Annotated in this window: 21 protein-coding genes and 1 other RNA gene; 4 read left to right on the top strand and 18 right to left on the bottom strand. The window is 62.7% G+C overall.

The genetic code is table 11. The features are described from left to right. The first annotated feature begins 15 nt into the window (after positions 1–15). The gene (locus F7R11_RS05090; protein WP_021196524.1) at positions 16–726 is read left to right on the top strand and encodes a queuosine precursor transporter; all 711 of its coding nucleotides are present in this window, start codon (positions 16–18) and stop codon (positions 724–726) included. Here the strand turns inward: F7R11_RS05090 and F7R11_RS05085 are convergent. Genes F7R11_RS05085 through tyrS form a run of 3 tightly spaced genes read right to left on the bottom strand, consistent with a single transcriptional unit; the run spans position 723 to position 3,190 of the window. Then, positions 723–1,403: a histidine phosphatase family protein gene (locus F7R11_RS05085; protein ID WP_021196523.1), complete on the bottom strand. Its 681-nt coding sequence runs from the start codon at positions 1,401–1,403 to the stop codon at positions 723–725. The genes F7R11_RS05090 and F7R11_RS05085 overlap by 4 nt on opposite strands. Positions 1,404–1,421: 18 nt before the next feature. Then, positions 1,422–1,922: a D-aminoacyl-tRNA deacylase gene (gene dtd / locus F7R11_RS05080; protein WP_064801646.1), complete on the bottom strand. Its 501-nt coding sequence runs from the start codon at positions 1,920–1,922 to the stop codon at positions 1,422–1,424. Further along, on the bottom strand, positions 1,919–3,190 hold the full coding sequence (gene tyrS / locus F7R11_RS05075) for a tyrosine--tRNA ligase (RefSeq protein ID WP_064806156.1): 1,272 nt from the start codon (positions 3,188–3,190) through the stop codon (positions 1,919–1,921). The genes dtd and tyrS overlap by 4 nt, the downstream gene beginning before the upstream one ends. Positions 3,191–3,397: 207 nt before the next feature. On the opposite strand from tyrS, the gene F7R11_RS05070 reads away from it, so the two are divergent. Beyond that, positions 3,398–4,558: an anhydro-N-acetylmuramic acid kinase gene (locus F7R11_RS05070; RefSeq protein WP_064801644.1), complete on the top strand. Its 1,161-nt coding sequence runs from the start codon at positions 3,398–3,400 to the stop codon at positions 4,556–4,558. Positions 4,559–4,626: 68 nt separating this feature from the next. Here F7R11_RS05070 and erpA read toward each other — a convergent pair whose 3' ends face one another. From erpA to rplM, 5 genes are all read right to left on the bottom strand, one after another. Then, positions 4,627–5,001 (bottom strand): iron-sulfur cluster insertion protein ErpA, encoded by a 375-nt coding sequence (erpA, locus tag F7R11_RS05065; RefSeq protein WP_021196519.1) that lies wholly within the window; start codon positions 4,999–5,001, stop codon positions 4,627–4,629. Positions 5,002–5,141: 140 nt separating this feature from the next. Then, positions 5,142–5,546: a bactofilin family protein gene (locus F7R11_RS05060; RefSeq protein ID WP_064801642.1), complete on the bottom strand. Its 405-nt coding sequence runs from the start codon at positions 5,544–5,546 to the stop codon at positions 5,142–5,144. 41 nt (positions 5,547–5,587) lie between these two features. Further along, positions 5,588–6,358 carry a DUF6776 family protein gene (locus F7R11_RS05055; protein WP_064801640.1) on the bottom strand — a complete coding sequence of 257 codons (771 nt, stop codon included), beginning with the start codon at positions 6,356–6,358 and terminating at the stop codon, positions 5,588–5,590. Between the two features lie 230 nt (positions 6,359–6,588). Further along, positions 6,589–6,981 carry a 30S ribosomal protein S9 gene (gene rpsI, locus F7R11_RS05050; RefSeq protein WP_021196516.1) on the bottom strand — a complete coding sequence of 131 codons (393 nt, stop codon included), beginning with the start codon at positions 6,979–6,981 and terminating at the stop codon, positions 6,589–6,591. Positions 6,982–6,993: 12 nt separating this feature from the next. Continuing rightward, on the bottom strand, positions 6,994–7,422 hold the full coding sequence (gene rplM / locus F7R11_RS05045) for a 50S ribosomal protein L13 (RefSeq protein ID WP_009239122.1): 429 nt from the start codon (positions 7,420–7,422) through the stop codon (positions 6,994–6,996). Between the two features lie 618 nt (positions 7,423–8,040). Between rplM and F7R11_RS05040 the strand changes: the two genes are divergently transcribed. Continuing rightward, positions 8,041–8,466: an OsmC family protein gene (locus F7R11_RS05040; protein WP_021196515.1), complete on the top strand. Its 426-nt coding sequence runs from the start codon at positions 8,041–8,043 to the stop codon at positions 8,464–8,466. A 26-nt stretch (positions 8,467–8,492) separates the two neighbouring features. Here the strand turns inward: F7R11_RS05040 and rnpB are convergent. The 4 genes from rnpB to F7R11_RS05020 form a co-directional block, all read right to left on the bottom strand. Next, an RNA gene (gene rnpB / locus F7R11_RS05035) (RNase P RNA component class A) lies at positions 8,493–8,835 on the bottom strand. Between the two features lie 19 nt (positions 8,836–8,854). After that, the gene (locus tag F7R11_RS05030) at positions 8,855–9,676 is read right to left on the bottom strand and encodes a DUF3025 domain-containing protein (RefSeq protein ID WP_064801638.1); all 822 of its coding nucleotides are present in this window, start codon (positions 9,674–9,676) and stop codon (positions 8,855–8,857) included. Between the two features lies 1 nt (position 9,677). Next, complete coding sequence (pyrC, locus tag F7R11_RS05025; protein WP_021196513.1) at positions 9,678–10,712, bottom strand: dihydroorotase; 1,035 nt, start codon at positions 10,710–10,712, stop codon at positions 9,678–9,680. 68 nt (positions 10,713–10,780) lie between these two features. Continuing rightward, positions 10,781–11,872 (bottom strand): tartrate dehydrogenase, encoded by a 1,092-nt coding sequence (locus F7R11_RS05020; RefSeq protein WP_064801635.1) that lies wholly within the window; start codon positions 11,870–11,872, stop codon positions 10,781–10,783. Between the two features lie 183 nt (positions 11,873–12,055). On the opposite strand from F7R11_RS05020, the gene F7R11_RS05015 reads away from it, so the two are divergent. After that, a complete protein-coding gene (locus F7R11_RS05015) occupies positions 12,056–12,886 on the top strand; it encodes a class II glutamine amidotransferase (RefSeq protein WP_064801633.1) in 831 nt (276 codons plus the stop codon). Positions 12,887–12,951: 65 nt separating this feature from the next. Here F7R11_RS05015 and F7R11_RS05010 read toward each other — a convergent pair whose 3' ends face one another. The 6 genes from F7R11_RS05010 to F7R11_RS04985 form a co-directional block, all read right to left on the bottom strand. Next, entirely contained in the window at positions 12,952–13,686 is a 735-nt protein-coding gene (locus F7R11_RS05010) for an amino acid ABC transporter ATP-binding protein (RefSeq protein WP_064801631.1), read from the bottom strand. Further along, the gene (gene gltK, locus F7R11_RS05005) at positions 13,683–14,366 is read right to left on the bottom strand and encodes a glutamate/aspartate ABC transporter permease GltK (protein ID WP_021196509.1); all 684 of its coding nucleotides are present in this window, start codon (positions 14,364–14,366) and stop codon (positions 13,683–13,685) included. The genes F7R11_RS05010 and gltK overlap by 4 nt, the downstream gene beginning before the upstream one ends. 17 nt (positions 14,367–14,383) lie before the next feature. Continuing rightward, positions 14,384–15,112, bottom strand: coding sequence for an amino acid ABC transporter permease (locus F7R11_RS05000; RefSeq protein WP_021196508.1), 729 nt, complete (start codon positions 15,110–15,112; stop codon positions 14,384–14,386). A 99-nt stretch (positions 15,113–15,211) separates the two neighbouring features. Beyond that, a complete protein-coding gene (locus F7R11_RS04995) occupies positions 15,212–16,108 on the bottom strand; it encodes a glutamate/aspartate ABC transporter substrate-binding protein (RefSeq protein WP_021196507.1) in 897 nt (298 codons plus the stop codon). A 519-nt stretch (positions 16,109–16,627) separates the two neighbouring features. After that, positions 16,628–17,929 carry a Glu/Leu/Phe/Val family dehydrogenase gene (locus F7R11_RS04990; protein ID WP_064801629.1) on the bottom strand — a complete coding sequence of 434 codons (1,302 nt, stop codon included), beginning with the start codon at positions 17,927–17,929 and terminating at the stop codon, positions 16,628–16,630. A 175-nt stretch (positions 17,930–18,104) separates the two neighbouring features. Then, complete coding sequence (locus F7R11_RS04985; RefSeq protein WP_021196505.1) at positions 18,105–19,049, bottom strand: LysR substrate-binding domain-containing protein; 945 nt, start codon at positions 19,047–19,049, stop codon at positions 18,105–18,107. Positions 19,050–19,069 lie beyond the last annotated feature (20 nt).

Genomic DNA, 19,069 nt, shown 5'->3' with positions numbered 1-19,069 from the left:
TGCCTGACGCCTGCCATGACTACCCCGAGTCCTCAGCGCAACTTCCGCTACTACGACTTCGTCATGGCCGCCTTCGTCACGGTGCTGCTGTGCTCGAACCTGATCGGCGCGGCCAAGGCGGCGCAGGTGACATTGCCGATCATCGGGCCCGTCACGTTTGGCGCGGGCGTGTTGTTCTTCCCCATCTCGTACATCTTCGGCGACATCCTCACCGAGGTGTACGGCTACGGGCGCGACCGCCGCGTGGTGTGGACCGGCTTTGCCGCGCTGATCTTCGCGTCGTTCATGGCGCTGGTGGTCCTGGCGCTGCCGGTGGCGCCGTTCATGGCCGACTACCAGAAGAGCCTGAACGATGTGTTCGGCAACACGCCACGCATCGTCGCCGGGTCTCTCATTGCGTTCTGGTGCGGCAGCTTCACCAACAGCTACACGCTGGCGAAGATGAAGATCTGGAGCAATGGGAAATGGCTGTGGACGCGCATCGTGGGCTCCACGATGGCGGGTGAGGCCGTCGACTCATCACTGTTCTACGTGATCGCCTTCTACGGCATCTGGCCGCACGAACAGGTGCTGCGCGTGGCCATCGCGCAGTACATCCTCAAGACGGGCTGGGAAATCGTGGCCATGCCGCTCACCTACCGCATCGTCGCGTTTCTCAAGCGCGCCGAGAACGAGGACTACTACGATCGCGACACCAACTTCACGCCGTTCCGGCTGAAGGTCTAGGGCACGCGGCGGTCGACCTCGTCGAGCACCAGCAAGTCCAGGTGCGCGACATCCCCCCACTGCAGCACGGTCAGCTGATGACCATCGGATGAGAGCCGGTTGATGCTGGCGTTGCGCAGTTCGTGCTGGCGCGGCTCGGTGAGTGTCATGGCATTGGCGTGGCGATACAGGCAATCCAGCACGCCGCCATGGCTGACCAGCGCGATGCGCTCGCCGGGGTGACGACGGATCAGGCGCAGCGCAGTCTCCACGGCACGCTCGTGGAATCCTGTCAGCGTCTCGCCGCCCGGAGGGGCAAAGTCGGGCACGCGTTCCTGCCAGGCCGCAAACTCGGCGGGATGTTTTTCGGCGACCTCGGCATAAGTCAGGCCCTCGAACTCGCCATAGCAGCGCTCACGCAGGCCGGCGTCATCGCGCACGGTCACGCCGACTTCGTCCGCCAGCGCCTGCGCGGTCTGCTTGGCGCGCGACAGATCGCTCGCATACACGGCATCGAACCGCTCGCGGGCAAGCGCGCGGCCCAGCTGCGTGGCCTGCTCCAGCCCCTGCATATTCAGCGGCACGTCGAGCTGGCCTTGCAGACGGCGTTCACGGTTCCAGTCGGTCTCGCCGTGGCGGACCAGCACGATGTGGGTGATCTGCGGCAACGGCAGGGGGATGGCGGCGGCACGTGGCATCACGGGTTCCTGAGCGAGTCAGACAGATTTGGCCGGTTCCGGTGCAGCAGCACGCACAACCTGCGGCGCAATCTGCAACCAGAACGTGACCGGGCCATCGTTGACGAGCGACACCTTCATATCCGCGCCGAACTCGCCTGTGGCGACGATGGGATGCTGCGCACGGGCCCGCGTCACAAAGTGCTCGTACAAGCGGCGGCCGTCTTCCGGTGCCGCCGCTGGCGTGAAGCTCGGCCGCGTGCCGGACTTGGTATCGGCCGCCAGCGTGAACTGTGACACGATCAACAAGCCGCCCGCCTGACCGTTGCCGTCGATGTTGCGCACCGGCAGGTTCATCTTGCCCTGTGCATCCGAGAAGACACGATAGTTCAGCAGCTTTTCCAGCAGGCGATCAGCCTCGGCGGCGGTGTCACCGCGTTCGGCGCACACGAGTGCGAGCAGGCCGGGGCCAATCTCGCCGGTGACGCGGCCGTCCACCCGCACGGCTGCCTCCGACACACGCTGGATCAGTCCGATCACGACAGCACCACGCGCGCGAAGCGACGCTTGCCAACCTGCACGACAAACGTGCCGGCTTCAATCTTCAAACCCTTGTCGCTGATGACGGTGCCGTCGATCTTCACGCCGCCCTGCTCGATGTTGCGGTTGGCTTCAGAGGAGGACGGGCACAGACCGGCCTGCTTGAGCAGTTGCGCAATGCCCAGTGGTGCGCCGGACAGCTCGATCTGCGGAATGTCGTCGGGCACACCGCCGCGTGCGCGGTGGTTGAAGTCTTCCAGCGCGCGCTCGGCATCGGCTTGGCTGTGGAAGCGTGCAACGATCTCCTGCGCCAGCAGCACCTTGCAATCGCGCGGGTTGCGGCCCAGCGCAATCTCTTGCTTCATCAGATCGATCTCGGCCAGCGGGCGGAACGACAGCAGCGTGAAGTACGTCCACATCAGGTCGTCGGAGATGCTCATCAGCTTGCCGAACATGTCGCTCGGCGCCTCGCTGATGCCGACATAGTTGCCCTTGGACTTGGACATCTTCTCGACGCCGTCCAGGCCCACCAGCAGCGGCATGGTCAAGATGCACTGTGGCTCCTGGCCGTATTCCTTCTGCAGTTCGCGACCGACCAACAGGTTGAATTTCTGATCGGTGCCGCCCAGTTCCAGATCTGACTTGAGCGCGACCGAGTCGTAGCCCTGCATCAGCGGGTAGAGGAATTCGTGCACCGAGATCGGCACGCCGGCCTTGAAGCGTTTGGTGAAGTCATCGCGCTCCATCATGCGTGCGACGGTGTAGCGCGAGGCCAGCTGGATCATGCCGCGCGCGCCCAGCGGGTCGCTCCATTCGCTGTTGTAGCGGATCTCGGTCTTGCTCGGGTCCAGCACCATGCTGGCCTGGCGGTAGTAGGTCTGCGCGTTGGCCTCGATCTGCTCACGGGTGAGCGGCGGGCGCGTGGCGTTGCGGCCAGACGGATCGCCAATCGTCGACGTGAAATCGCCGATCAGGAAGATCACCTGGTGGCCCAGGTCCTGCAGCTGGCGCATCTTGTTGAGCACCACGGTATGGCCGATGTGGATGTCGGGCGCGGTCGGGTCCAGGCCCAGCTTGATGCGCAGCGGCACGCCGGTGGCGGCGCTCTTGGCCAGCTTCTGCTCCCATTCGGCAGCGACCAGCAGTTCGTCGCAGCCGCGCAGCGACACTTCCATCGCGTGCGCCACCTCCGGCGTGATCGGATACTTCGGCGTGGCCGTTGCGGCGTTGTCGGAAGCGGGGGCAGTAGAAGCGTCGGAAACGGTCATGGCAGAAAGAAAGGTCACCGCGCCGACAACGAAGACGACAGCGCGGACGAGAAACAACAATCGGGAAAGCAGTGCGTGCGCGATGGCCGACATCCGTGCAAGACGTTCCGGCCGCGCAATCCCGCGATTTTACCGTGATGCGCCTTCCTGCCCAACGGACGCCATTCGGCCACCCTCCTGCACCCCCTGCACAGCGCCCCCGCTGGTATGCTCACGCGCATGACGACCGCCCCCCATTTCCATAGCGAGCTCTACATCGGCCTGATGTCCGGCACCAGCCTGGACGGCGTCGATGGTGTGCTGGTTGATTTCTCCGGTGCCCATCCGGTACTGGTGGCCGATGCTTACGCGCCCTTTCCACCGGAGCTGCGCCACGCCTTCCTCAACCTGCAGCACGCCGGCCACGACGAGATTCATCGCGAAGCCCTGGCCGCCAACGCGCTCGCCAGCCTGTATGCCGAATGCGTCGAGCAACTGCTGAAGAAAAGCGGCTGCATCCGCCGCGAAATCCGTGCCATCGGCGCGCACGGCCAGACCATTCGCCACCAGCCGGGCGCGCACGACGGTGTGGGCTACACGCGCCAAACGCAGCACGCGGCAGTGCTGGCCGAGCACACAGGCATCGACGTCATCGCCGATTTCCGCAGCCGTGACGTCGCCGCCGGCGGTCAGGGTGCACCGCTGGTGCCCGCTGTGCATCGCGCACTGTTTGGCCTGCAAGATGCTTGGCGCGTCGTCTGCAACATTGGCGGCATCGCCAACCTGACGGTGCTGCCGCCGCAGGCATCAGACGCGCGCGACACCGTACTTGGCTTCGATTGCGGCCCCGGCAACGCCCTGCTTGATCACTGGGTCCACACGCACCACGGGCATACCTTTGACCGTGACGGCGCCTGGGCGCGCACCGGCCATGTCGAGGAGGCCCTGCTCGCCCGACTGCGCGCCGAGCCTTTCTTCGACTTGCCGCCGCCCAAGAGCACCGGTCGCGATCTGTTCAACCCCACTTGGCTGAAACACCGCGCCGGCGACGCCCTAAACAGCCTGCGCCCCCAGGTCGTGCAAGCGACCCTGCTCGCCCTGACCACCGACACCATCGCCGATGCAGTTCGCCGCTATGCGCCCCAGGCAACCTCCCTGGTGGTCTGCGGCGGCGGCGCGCGCAACGGGGCCTTGATGGAGCGGCTTGGCGCGCAGTCGCCTGGCGTCGAGATTGCGCCGAGCGACCAATTCGGCGTTCCGGCCAACCAGGTCGAGGCGCTGGCCTTTGCATGGCTGGCCCGCCAGTGCGTGCGCCGCGAGCCGGGCAACCTGCACCATGCGACCGGCGCTTCAGGGCCGCGCGTGCTTGGCACGATCTACCCCGCCTGAAGCTACACAATCCTACGGGCAACAAAAAAGCGCACCGAGGTGCGCTTTTTCTTTACAGCGATGCCGCGTCAGACCGAGAACGACGAGCCGCAACCGCAAGTGGTCGAAGCATTCGGGTTCTTGATGACGAATTGCGCGCCGTTGATGTCTTCCTTGTAATCGATCTCGGCGCCCACCAGGTACTGGTAGCTCATCGAGTCGATCAACAGCGTCACGCCATTCTTGACCATGGCGGTATCGTCTTCGTTGGTGTCTTCGTCAAAGGTGAAGCCATACTGGAAGCCCGAGCACCCGCCGCCTTGCACGAATACGCGCAGCTTCAGCTCCGGATTGCCTTCTTCTTCGATCAGTTGCTTGACCTTGTCCGCAGCGCTGTCGGTAAAGACCAGCGGAGCCGGAACCTCATTCACATCGGGCGTGGCTGCCTGCGCGACTGCGTTCATGAAAATCTCCTGTGGGATGCGTCTCAAAACTTGCCTGTATTTTAAGCGCAAGCTGCAAATCGTGCCGAAGCCCCGGGTTTCAAGAGGATATTTGTGCGGTGCGCCAGCAACGGCAGGACAGCCAACACCACACCAAGTGATCAGTCCTGATTGGACGCGAGCTTGAGATTGGGCAGAAGCTTCACATCGCCGGGCGCCGAGTGCGCCAGCGTTCCCATGACGACGGCGCCCTGATGCATTTCCAGCGCCGCGTATTGCACGTTGCCCTCGATGCGCGCCTTGGGCTGCAGCTCCAGCAGTTCCGACACATGCACCGGACCGACCACGGTGCCGTTCAGGATCAGGTGACCAACGTGCACCTCACCCTCAATGCGCGCAGTGTCTGTAATGACCAGCATGCTGGGCTTGTCCGGATCACCATAGACGTTGCCCTTGATCTGGCCATCGATCCGCAGGCCGCCCGAAAAGCGCAGATCCCCCTCCAGCTTGGTGTGGGCGCCCAGCAGCGTTTCGATTGCCAGCCCCTTCTTCTTGCCAAACAGCATCGTCGACTCCTCTTTGTACGGATCCGACAGGCCCCCGCCCGTCAGATGGAAAAACTCTGGCTCGCCTTGATCTTGCCGTTCTGCAACACCTTCACCGCCACCGACTTCACCGTGGTGCCGGGCGGGACGTCCACCCAGCCTTCCAGGCGCTGGTAATGCGTGAGCTTGACGCGCGTGGCCGCTGTGGACGCAGGCGCCGAAGCCGCCGTAGCGGCCACCGCGCCGGGGAAATCGATCGTAGCAGGTTTGCCTGCCTGCACCACGTTCAGCGTGAGTGCCAGTTGCCCCTCGAACTCGGAGACCGGTGCGAACGCCTTGCCGCCGCCCTGCATCAACAGAACGCGGAAGTGCATGCGCGTCGGCTGCGCTTCGTCCGGAGCGATCCGGAAGCTGCGCACGTAGATGCCGGCCGAGTTGGTGGGTGCGGGCAGCAGGCTGTCGAAGAAGGCCAGATCCTCTTTCAACTGCGCGTTCTCGGCTTCCAGTGCCTTGAGCTGCTCCGCCATCTGCGTCTGCGCACCTTCGGCCATGCCGACGCGCGATTCCGCCGTGCCCGCCGCCGCCGCAAGCTTGTCCCGCTCGGCCTGCACCGTTGCCAGCTTGGCCGTCAGCTCGCGGTTCATGGCGCGCAGGTCGCCGTCATGCGGGCCAGTCAGGCGGCGACCTTCTTCGAAGGCCCATAGCGCCGCTGCGGCAGCCAAACCGATCACCACCGCAATCAGCAACACCGTTACCGGCCACGGCAGGCGCGAGCGCACCGTGACATTCGGGGCGAGCACGGAGGCACGACGCAACAGGCGACGCGCCTTCATGCGATCACCCCTCGACTCGCGCAGCGAATCAGAATCGGCTTAGAGCAAATTGCGGATTGCATCATACGGATCAAACGCAAACGAAACGTGAATTGTAGTCTCGGCGACATGTCGGAGCTGTTGCAAAGGGTAAGCGAGGCGTCCGACAGATCACACCGTTTGATTGGAGCGCTCAAAACAAAAAACCACACCCGAGGGTGTGGTTTTTTGCTGAAGCAGAAAGAAGCGGATTAACGCTTCGAGAACTGCTTGGCGCGGCGGGCCTTGCGGAGACCGACCTTCTTACGCTCGACTTCACGTGCATCGCGCGTCACCAGACCTGCCTTCGACAGGGTCGGCTTCAGCGTTGCATCGTAGTCGATCAGGGCGCGGGTGATGCCGTGACGCACAGCACCGGCTTGGCCGGTTTCACCGCCGCCAACCACGTTGACTTTGATGTCGAACGTAGCTGCGTGGTTGGTCAGTTCCAGCGGCTGACGCACGATCATCAGCGAGGTTTCACGAGCGAAGTACTCGTTGATGGCCTTGCCGTTGACGATGATGTCGCCCTTGCCGGACTTGATGAAGACACGTGCCACAGCGCTCTTGCGGCGGCCGGTGCCATAGTTCCAGTTACCGATCATGGATGTGGCCCCTTAGATTTCCAGCGCTTTCGGCTGTTGAGCTTCGTGCGGATGCGAGCCTTCGGCGTAAACCTTCAGCTTCTTGATCATCGCGTAGCCCAGCGGACCCTTCGGCAGCATGCCCTTCACAGCCTTTTCCAGGGCGCGGCCCGGGAAACGCTGCTGCATCTTGCCAAACGTCGTTTCGTAGATACCGCCCGGGTAACCCGAGTGGCGATAGTACTTCTTGTCGGTCGTCTTGGCGCCCGTCACGCGCAGCTTGGCTGCGTTGATGACGATGATGAAATCGCCCGTGTCGACGTGCGGAGTGAATTCAGGCTTGTGCTTGCCGCGCAGTCGGTGTGCCACTTCGCTGGCGACACGCCCGAGGACCTTGTCCGTCGCGTCAATCACGTACCAATCGCGCTTCACCTCATGGGGCTTTGCGGAAAAGGTCTTCATGATTTTTCCAAAATTTGAGTCAGTGCCCGAGTGGACCCGTATCGTGCGCAACTACTCATGAACGGATCGTCTTGTGCTGCCTATTTTTCCGCGGGCAATCCGGAAAAGATTTCGATTGTACCCCGCAAGTAGCCCTTGACACAAGGAAAAAGGCACGCTCCGACTGTAGGGACGAAAAAAAACCCAAGCTATTGAGCTTGGGTTTGAATCCACCAAAGGAGGAGGGTGGAGGAGACACCTGCTGATCGTTGACTTGGCGGGTTGCACCGCATCAGCCGATCCAATGGGTGCAATTATACCCATTTCTGGGGCACGCGCAAGATAATTTGCACTACGAAATTGCATTTCGTAATGCAAAATGCACCATGATACGCACGCGCATAGTTGACGTCTTTAAAAATCAATTACTTACGAGAGATTGACCGCCAAAGCGCTGTTGTCTACTAGAAACTTTCTTCCAATTTGGGCTCAATTCTGGTGCAAACGCAACGGGTTGCACCTTTTCATATGGGTGCCACTGTCAAGGGGAGATCACCCTAACCTGCCAACGCGGGTTCACCACGATGGCTACAATGTGCCTTTTCGGCGGCACTCGCCGACACGCCACAAGGATTGGACATGGAATGCACAGTGAGCTGGGCCGGCCAGGACGGCATGGCCTTTTTGGCGGAAACCGGCAGCGGCCATCTCGTCACGATGGATGGCGCGCCGGATGGTGGTGGCCACAACCTGGCGCCGCGCCCGATGGAAATGGTGCTGCTGGGCACCGGCGGCTGCACCGCCTATGACGTGGTGCTGATCCTCAAGCGCGGCCGCGTGGATGTGCAAGGTTGCAGCGTCAAGCTGCACGCGGATCGTGCCGAGACCGACCCGAAGGTCTTCACGCGCATCCACTTCACCTTCACGGTGACGGGGCGCAACCTCAAACGGGAAACCGTGGAACGCGCGGTCCAGCTGTCGCACGAGAAGTACTGCTCGGCGTCGATCATGCTAGCCAAGACGGCCGAGATCACGCACTCGCTGGAACTGGTTGAACTGGCCTGATTGATCGTCAATCCGGCTGGAAGGAAAAGCGAAGCGAACCGATAAGCCGGATTCTGTGCGCCGCATGGCCGAAACCCTGCGGCGTGACAACCATTCCTCTAGACCGGCTGTTGCCAGCCGGCTCAAGCTCCCTACCCGCAGACTCAGCGAGCCGCTTCATCGCCTGCTTACTTGGGATTGCTCCGGGTGGAGGTTACCGCGTTTCACCCTTCGCCCTGGCCGAAGCCGGGGCGAAGACTCGTCTCTGTGGCCCTATTCCGCACGTCACCGTGGATGGTCGTTAGCCATCACCCTGCTCTATGGAGTCCGGACTTTCCTCCCCTTACGCTCGCACGAGGCGGCGCAAGCAGCGGTTGTCTGGTCCGCTTCGCGAGGCGCGAGTCTAGCATCATTCAACGCTGACAGATTTGGCCGTCGCCCGGCGGCCTGCGCGAAACACCGTCGTATCTGCGTAAAAGCCGGCATCGTCATTGGCTTCGCACCAGCCGGGGATGCCCATGACCGGCAGCGGGCGGAAATCGCGTGGCTTCAATTCAGTGTTCAGCAGCATGTCCGCCAGCCCGGCATCGAGCGACGCCCAATCCTCCGGCAGCGTCACCACATGCACCGGCCACGCATGGGCGGTGATCGACTTATATGGCGTGACCAGCTTTTCCAACAGCGCGTGCCCAAATGGCAGCACGGCGCAGGTTGCGCCCCACGCTGCCCGGCCCTGCACGAACAAACCCTGCCAGTCGAAACCGGTCAGGCTGCGCTCGGACCCATCGTCGGTATGCAGAAAAATAAGAGCGTTCTCGTCGAACAAGGTGGCGGCATCACGCACCGTACCGCGCGCCGCACCGATGCCATCCTGCGCGATGGCCCGTGCCTGACGCACGTTGAGCGCCGCTTTGGCACGTGGCCAGCGCAGCCAGATCAGCGCGTTGAAGAAGTCGTGCAGGTTATCCCGCGTCGGCACGCAGCCCGTGGCGGCGATGTGCGCCTCGTAGGCGGTGCCGGGCGGCAGCACATCTTGCGGGATGAAGCGCAGCGAGTGGCCGCCTGACGTACGGATCGTCTGCGCAGCCGGGTGCGCGCTCAGTGCCGCATTGAGCACGTTACGCAGATCAGCGCCCTGTTCGACTGCACATGCAATCGGGGCGCCAATCTGCGTGAGCGGCGCGAACGCGGGATGCGCCCAGTCGATCGCGCCCAGGCCCGCAATTGTCAACTCAGACCGACTTCCAGCGCAGCATCTCGCCACCACGCAGCGGCACCAGCGTCTGCTCGCCGAACGGCACTTCGGCGGGGAGCTGCCATTGCGAGCGCGTGAGCGTGAGCGTACCGGCGTTGCGCGGCAGGCCGTAGAAGTCCGGGCCGTGCAGGCTGGCGAAGCCTTCAAGCTTGTCGAGCGCATTGGCGTCTTCAAACGCTTCGGCGTACAGCTCCATGGCGTGCAGGGCGGTGTAGCAGCCGGCGCAACCGCAGGCATGTTCCTTCACGCCCTTCGCGTGCGGCGCGCTATCGGTGCCGAGGAAGAAGCGCGGGTGGCCCGAGGTGGCCGCTGCCACCAGCGCCAGGCGGTGCGTCTCGCGCTTGAGCACCGGCAGGCAGTAGTAGTGCGGGCGGATGCCGCCAACAAACAGCGCGTTGCGGTTGTACAGCAGGTGATGCGCGGTGATGGTCGCGCCAACCGGGCCTTCCGCGTCGCGCACGTACTCGGCAGCCTGCTTGGTGGTGATGTGCTCGAACACGACCTTCAGTTCAGGAAAGTCGCGGCGCAGCGGCAGCATCACGGTGTCGATGAAGACGGCTTCGCGGTCGAAGATGTCGACGGTGGGGTCGGTCACCTCGCCGTGCACCAGCAGCGGCATGCCGACTTCCTGCATCGCCTCAAGCGTCTTGGCGCAGCGGCGCAGATCGGTCACGCCAGCGTCGCTGTTGGTAGTGGCGCCAGCCGGGTACAGCTTCACACCGTGGATGAAGCCGCTGGCCTTGGCCTCACGAATCACCTCGGGCGAGGTGTTGTCGGTCAGGTACAGCGTCATCAGCGGCTCGAACTGCGTGCCTGCGGGCAGCGCTGCGAGGATACGGTCACGGTAAGCACGCGCCTGGGCAGTGGTGGTTACCGGCGGCTTGAGGTTGGGCATGATGATCGCCCGGCCGAACTGGCGCGCGGTGTCACCGACCACGTCGGCGAGCGCATCGCCATCGCGCAGGTGCAGGTGCCAGTCATCGGGGCGGACGATAGTGAGAGTGTCGGTCATGATGCGTAGGAAAACGGTCAGCGGAAAACGAAAGCGAAACTCGGAGAATAAATCAGTGCAGCCGGACCTTATGCCAGCGCCTCGGCAATCGCGCGGCCTAGGTCAACGGTGCTTGCCGTGCCGCCAATGTCGCGGGTGAGCGGCGCGTGGCCTGGGCCGGCTGCCAGCACGCGCTCGATGGCGGCCAATACCGCCGCGCCCGCCTCGGGCTGGCCGAGGTGTTCGAGCATCATGGCTGCGCACCAGATCTGGCCGATCGGGTTGGCGATGCCTTGACCCGCAATGTCCGGCGCTGAACCGTGCACCGGTTCGAACAGGCTCGGATACGTGCGGTCCGGGTTGATGTTGCCCGACGGGGCAATCGCAATCGTGCCGGTGCAGGCGGGCCCCAGATCCGAGAGGATGTCGCCGAACAGGTTGCTGGCGACCACCACATCGAACATCTCCGGCTTCTGCACAAAGTGCGCGGTCAGGATGTCGATATGGAACTTGTCGACGTTGACCTCTGGGTAGGCCTTGGCCATGGCCTCCACGCGCTCGTCCCAGTACGGCATGGTGATGGAGATGCCGTTGGACTTGGTGGCAGACGTCAGGTGCTTGGCCGGGCGGCGCTGCGCCAGGTCGAAAGCGAACTTGAGGATGCGGTCGACGCCGGTGCGGCTCATGACCGTTTCCTGGATCACGATCTCGCGCTCGGTGCCGCCGTACATGCGGCCGCCGACGCTGGAATATTCGCCTTCCGTGTTCTCGCGCACCACGTAAAAGTCGATCTCACCGGGCGCGCGGGGCTGGCCGTTGCGATCGACCAGCGGACTGCGGATGCCGGGCATCAGGCGTACCGGGCGCAGGTTCACATACTGGTCAAAGCCGCGCCGGAACTGCAGGAGGGAACCCCACAGCGAGATGTGATCGGGCACCGTATCGGGCCAGCCGACCGCGCCGAAGAAGATGGCGTCATAGCCGCGCAGGGTGTCGAACCAGTCGTTGGGCAGCATCTTGCCGTGGCGAGCGTAGTAGTCGCAGCTGGCAAAGTCGAAGTGATCGGTCTGCAACGCAAAGCCGAATTTGCGCGCCGCCGCATCCAGCACACGCAGGCCCTCTGGGACGACTTCCTTGCCGATGCCATCTCCGGGAATCACGGCAATGCGATATGAATTCATGGGAATACGATCCGGTTGTGGCGGCAGTCGGGATGCAACGTTTGGTGGCGAACCTGCTGGCGTGCGGCGTGAGCGCAACGGCCGGCAGGCTCAACGGGGTGCCGCGCATGCCAAGGCGCTTGGCACCCCCGGCGGCCGGCAGGATAATGGCTATTTTATTGCATCCGACTTTTCTCCCCCACCATGTGCCAGCTGCTAGGCATGAACTGCGCCGAACCGACCGATGTGACGTTCTCGTTCACCGGGTTCGCCGCGCGCGGTGGCGTGACTGACCACCATGCCGACGGCTTCGGCGTCGCCTTCTTCGAAGACAAGGCCTGCCGCCTCTTCATCGACAACCAGTCGGCCGGCACCTCGCCGGTGGCCGAACTGGTCAAGCGCTACCCGATCAAGTCCAAGAACGTCATCTCGCACATCCGCAAGGCGACGCAGGGCACAGTGCGGCTGGAAAACTGCCACCCGTTCATGCGCGAGCTGTGGGGCCGGCACTGGATCTTTGCCCACAACGGCGATCTGAAGAACTTCTCGCCGTTCCTCTCGGGTGTCTACCAGCCCGTGGGCGATACCGACAGCGAACTCGCCTTCTGCTACATCATGCAGTCGTTGCGCAAACGGTTTCCGGGGTCGCAACCGCCCCTCAATGAGTTGTTCTATGCGCTGTCGGACATCACCAAGGAAATTTCGCGCCACGGCGTGTTCAACTTCCTGCTGTGCAACGGGCAGGCGCAGTTCGCACATTGCTCGACGCGGCTGTACTACATCGTGCGGCAGTGGCCGTTCTCGACGGCGCACCTGATCGACGCCGACATGACGATTGATTTCGCCAAATACACCACGCCTGCCGACCGCGTGGCCGTGATCGCCACCGCGCCGCTGACTGACAACGAAGTCTGGACCCAGTTCGTGCCGGGCGAGTTGCTGATGTTCGAATCGGGCCAGGCCACCATGGCAACCAAAGTGCCGATTCCGGAAGCGGTACAGATTGCCAACGCCGCCAACACGGCCTGCACCTGACACGATCGTCGCCCAACAAAAAGCCGCTCCGAGAGAGCGGCTTTTCTTTGCCTCAAACCCCGCGCTCAGTGCGACAGGATCTTCGACAGGAACTGCTTGGCGCGGTCGGAACGTGCGTCGATGTTGCCGAAGAACTCTTCCTTCTCGCAGTCTTCAACGATGCGGCCCTGATCCATGAAGATCACGCGGTTGGCAACCTTGCGGGCGAAACCCATTTCGTGGGTCACGCACATCATGGTCATGCCTTCCTTGGCCAACTCCACCATCACGTCGAGCACTTCGTTGACCATTTCCGGGTCCAGCGCGGAGGTCGGCTCGTCGAACAGCATGCAGATCGGGTCCATCGACAGCGCACGGGCGATTGCCACGCGCTGCTGCTGACCGCCCGACAGCTGGCCGGGGTACTTGGCCGCATGCGCCTTCAGGCCCACGCGATCCAGGTACTTCAGGCCCTTGGCCATCGCCTCTTCCTTCGAGCGGCCCAGCACCTTCTGCTGCGCGATCGTCAGGTTTTCAGTAATCGACAGGTGCGGGAACAGTTCAAAGTTCTGGAACACCATACCGACGCGCGAACGCAGCTTCGGCAGATTGGTGCCCTTGGCACCCACCGAGGTACCGTCGACGAGGATCTCGCCCTTCTGGAACGGCTCCAGCGCGTTGACAGTCTTGATGAGCGTGGACTTGCCCGAACCCGACGGGCCGCACACCACCACCACCTCGCTCTTCTTCACGCTGGTGGTGCAGTCGGTCAGCACTTGGAACTGGCCGTACCACTTGGAAACGTTCTTGATCTCGATCATTGGGTCACCTTCTTCTGAAGTCGCTTCACCAGCACGGAGGCGCCGAAGCAGATCACGAAATAGCACAAGCCGGCAAACAGCAGCAGTTCGACGATACGGCCGTCGCGCTCACCGATGTTGTAGGCCTGCGTAAAGAAGTCCGACAGCGCGCTCACATACACCAGCGACGTATCCTGGAACAGGACGATCGCCTGGGTGAGCAGCAGCGGAATCATGTTGCGGAAGGCCTGCGGCAGGATCACCAGGCGCATGGCCTGGCCGTACGTCATGCCCATCGCGTAGGCCGCGAACATCTGCCCGCGCGACACGCTCTGGATACCGGCACGGATGATCTCCGAGTAGTACGCCGCTTCGAACAGCGCGAAGGCGACCAGCGCGGACGTCATGCGCATGTCGGTGGCCGGCGACAGATTGAAGACCTTCTGCAGCACCTGCGGCACGATCAGGAAGAACCACAGCAGCACCATCACCAGTGGGATGGAACGGAAGAGGTTCACGTACGCCTGCCCAAACCATTGCAGCGGCTTGATGCCCGACAGACGCATCATCGCCAGCAGTGTGCCCCAGACGATGCCGACCAGGATGGCCGTGCCCGTGATCTCGAGCGAGAGGATCATCCCCTCGCCAAGCACGCGCATGTTGTCGACAGTAATGGACGAGAAATCGAAGTGATAAGCCATGAAAAGTCCTCGCCCCTTTACTTGCCGCCAATGAAGCCAGGCAGGCGGGAACGTGCTTCCACCCAGCGCATCAGGCCCATTACGGTCAGGTTGATCAGCATGTACATCAGCGTCACGGCGATGAACGACTCATACGGCTGCGCGGTGTAGTCCACCAGTTGGCGGCCCTGCGCGGCAAGCTCCAGCAAGCCGATGGTCGACGCCACAGCCGAGTTCTTGAAGATGTTCAGGAACTCCGAGGTGAGCGGCGGCACGATGATGCGGAACGACATCGGCAGCATGACGTAGCGGTAGGTCTGCGCCAGCGTGAAGCCCATTGCCAGGCCCGCGTTGCGCTGACCACGCGGCAGCGAGTTGATACCCGAGCGCACCTGTTCGCAAACACGCGCTGCGGTAAAGGTACCGAGGCACAGCGTCGCGCACAGGAACATCGCCGTGGCGGGGTTCATCTGCTTGATGTAGTCGCCGCCCGGCAGCAGTTCCGGCATGACGAAGTACCAGATGAACAGCTGCACGATCAGCGGAATGTTGCGGAACAGCTCCACGTATGCGGCAGCAATGCCCGACAACAACTTGTTCGGCACGGTACGCAGCACACCCAGCACGGAGCCGAGGGCAAGCGCGATGATCCAGGAGGTGAGACCGAGTACGACGGTGGTCTTCAGACCGGACAGCAGCCAGTCTAGATAGGTCTGATTCTGGGCGGCTTCCGTAAAGAAGACGCCCCAGTTCCAGTGGTAATTCATGATGGTTCCCTCAAAAGAAAACGGAAGGGAGAGGACCTGTTAGCCGGCCTTTGCCTTCCGTTTCGATGATGCTTGAGTCAGGCCCGTTGAGGGAGCCGATCAGTCAAGAGCCTTGTCGTTCGGGTTCTTGATCAGCGCCTTCATGTCGTCCGACAGCGGGAAGTCCAGGTTCAGGCCCTTCGGCGGAACCGGCTGCTCGAACCACTTCTTGTACAGCGTGGCGACCGTACCATCCTTCATCAGGCCAGCGATGGTCTTGTCGGCGACGGCCTTGAACGGCGCGTCGTCCTTGCGGACCATACAGCCATACGACTCACGCGATTGCGGCTTGCCAACGACCACCCAGTCAGACGGGTTGCGTGCCTTGGCGCGCTCGCCGTACAGCAGAGCGTCGTCCATCATGAAGGCGACAGCGCGGCCCGATTCCAGCGTCAGGAACGACTGACCGTGGTCCTTCGTGCTGATGATGTTCATGCCGAGCTGCTTGTCGTCGTTCATCTTGCGCAGCAGACGCTCGGAGGTTGTGCCGGCGGTGGTCACGACGTTCTTGCCCTTCAGGTCAGCCCAGTCCTTCACGCCCGAATCCTTCTTCACCATGATGCGGGTGCCGATGATGAAGATGGTGTTCGTGAACGAAGCCTGCTTCTGACGCTCGAGGTTGTTCGTGGTCGAACCGCACTCGATATCGATCGTGCCGTTCTGCAGCAGCGTGATGCGGTTCTGCGAGGTGATCGGGATTTCCTTGACCTGCAGGTCCTTCAGCTTGAGCTGGTCTTTCACGGCCTCGACGATCTTCTGGTTGATGTCGTACGAGTAGCCAACGGTGCGCACGCCGCCGATGTTGTAGCTGAACGGAATCGACGAATCGCGTACACCCAGCGTGATGGTGCCGGTGTCCTTGATCTTCTTGAGCGTACCAGTCAGCTCTTGCGCGTGGGCAGCACTGCTCAACACACCAACGGCTGCAAGCACGGTTGCCAGCTTCGCGAGGTTCATGAAAGTCTCCTTTTGACCATGAAAGAGAAAGACGGGACTGTACCAAAAAACGTTTGGCGACAGTATTGGTGTTGCCACTAAATCGTTGAATCGTACGGAGTTTTTCCTCCGGCGCGGACCTTGCCGCAACCACGCTTTCCGAGCAACCGGACACCTTACGTTACGCTTTTCCGGAAAACTGGAAACACCGCGCAGCGCCTGCCACGGAAACGCTCTGCACAATCGGCACGCACGCACGATCGCTTGAGCGGATGACCGCCAGTTGCTAAGGAAAACAAGGGGAAATGAAGCCCGCCCGATGTGCGCTCTCTGTCGCTTACACGAACCCGACTTGAGGATGGGAAGGGCGACGATGTCATCGCCCTTCTCATGGTGCGGTGCTTTGGAGCGTTATGGCTCGCCCGATGAGCACCGGCTTTCTTCAACCGTCGCGCATAGCTGCCTGATCGGCAGCGACGCGATAGACCGGAACAGTGCCCTGTTGGAGCACCGCGCCGGTATTGATCAGCGCGTCGCCGATCAGGGGTACAGACCGCGCTCTTGGCGGGCCTGCAGAATCCGCGTACAAGCGATGATGAATGCCGCCGTACGCAGAGTGACCTTGTTGTCCTGCGAAACTTGCCAGACACCACGGAAGGCGTCCTGCATGATCCGTACCAGGCGCTGGTTGATCTCGTCTTCGGTCCAGAAGAAGCTCGAGAAATCCTGCACCCACTCGAAATAGCTGACCGTCACGCCGCCGGCGTTGGCGATCACGTCCGGGCACACCAGGATGCCCTTGTCGCGCAGGATGTCGTCGGCCTCGGGCGTCGTGGGGCCGTTTGCACCTTCCACGACAATCTTTGCCTTGATATGGGGCGCGTTCTTGGCGGTGATCTGGCCTTCCAGCGCAGCCGGGATCAGGAATTCGCAGTCCAGCGCCCAGAAATCGTCTTGCGACACCGTCTCTGCGGCAAAGCCGGCCACGCTGCCGTTGTGGTCAACGTGCGTGATGAGTGCGTCGACATCCAGGCCATTGCCGTTGAACACGATGCCCTTGTGATCCTGCACCGCGATGACCTTGGCGCCTGCGTCGTGGAACAGCTTGGCGGCCACGCTACCCACGTTGCCGAAGCCCTGCACCACCACGCGCGCGCCCTTGACGTCGATGCCAAGGTTGCGTGCGGCTTCGCTGCCGACCACGAACACGCCACGGCCAGTGGCTTCACGACGGCCCAGGCTACCGCCCAGTGCGATCGGCTTGCCGGTCACCACGCCGGTGGCGGTGGAGCCTTCGTTCATGGAGTACGTGTCCATCATCCACGCCATGATCTGCGCGTTGGTGTTCACGTCCGGTGCCGGAATGTCCTTGTTCGGGCCGATGATGATGCCGATCTCGCTGGTGTAGCGGCGGGTCAGGCGTTCCAGCTCACCGGAAGACAGCTTGCGCGGGTCGACGCGGATACCGCCCTTCGCACCGCCGTACGGCACGTTCACGGCCGCGTTCTTCACCGACATCCACGCCGACAGCGCCATCACTTCCGACAGCGTCACGTCCTGGTGGAAACGCACGCCGCCCTTGCCCGGGCCGCGCGACGTGTTGTGCTGCACGCGATAGCCCTCGAAGTGGGCGATGCTGCCGTCATCCATCTGGATGGGCACATCGACGATCAGGGCGCGCTTGGGGCGCTTGAGGGTTTCAACCCAGCGTGCGAGCGAGCCAAGGTAGGGGGTGACCCGGTCGACCTGCTGCAGATAGATGCCCCACGGACCGAGGTTTTCGGCCGGCAGATAGGACGGGATGGCGTGCTGAAGTGTCGTCGGAGAAGCGACATTGGACATGGTTGTCTTCCTGTTTTGGACCTCGGTAAGGTCCCTCGTTTGGGAATATGCGGTCCCACAAAATGCCCGCCAGCTTAGGGACCGCCCAGAACGAAATCCAATGCCGTTTTTACATCGGGTTATGCATGTAACGCATAACCCGATGAGCCAATGTGATGGCGCATTCAGCCTCCCCTCAGCCTGCTAGCGCGCTCCACAGCGTGTCGATCAGCTCCCGTTTGCGCTTGGATTGCGGGTGGCGGCGGTCGTGGCCGCCGTTTTGCGGGTGCTCCCGGTACAGGCGGATCTCCATCTCGATCGACAGCGTGCCACCGCCCTTGCCTTCGGCGCGCACGAGCCGCCCGGCAGCCACATCGTCGCGCACCGCGCTCTCCGGCAGAAAGGCCACACCGTGGCCCGCCAGCGCCATCACCTTGAGCGCCTCGGCCATATCGGTCTCGTAGCACTTGTCGAGCAGCGGTGCCACCGGCGAGTTTTCCAACAGCACATCGACCATGCGGCCCAGAAAAGCGTTGGGCGTGTAGCTGAGGTAGGGAATCGGCTTGCGCGCCGCAGGTACCAGTCGGTAGATCGGGCGGCCATTCGCATCCGGCTTGGAGAACGGCGACAACCGCTCGGTGCCGAGCACCAGCATGTCGTAGCGCGTCGGGTCGAGCTGGATCATCTGGCGCGCATGGTGATAAACCATGACGAGGTCGCATCCGCCTTCCACCAGCGTCATCACCGCATCGTGCACGTTGAGCGCGCGCAAGCGGCACTGCAGCTTGCCGACCTTCTCCTCCACCTGCGCCAGCCACCCGGGAAAGAACGTGAGCGATAGCGTATGCGGTACGGCAAAGTCGATCGTCGAGGCGCTGGCCGGGCGCTGGCCGCGCATCAGCGCGCGCGTTTCGCTCACCTGCGCGAGCATCGCCAGGGCCTGCTCGTAGAAGACCTCGCCCGCAGGCGTGAGGCGCGTGGGGTAGCTTGATCGGTCGATCAGCTCATTGCCCAGCCACGCTTCAAGTGACTGGATGCGGCGCGAGAACGCCGGCTGCGTCACGTGCCGCAATTCTGCCGAGCGCGAAAAGCTGCGCGTCTCGGCCAGGCTGATGAAGTCTTCCAGCCATTTGAGTTCCATCGCCTTGCGCCCCCTTCCGC

Source organism: Ralstonia insidiosa (assembly GCF_008801405.1).
In the GTDB taxonomy this organism is placed as follows: domain Bacteria; phylum Pseudomonadota; class Gammaproteobacteria; order Burkholderiales; family Burkholderiaceae; genus Ralstonia; species Ralstonia insidiosa.
This window is presented reverse-complemented; position numbering and strand designations above follow the sequence as displayed.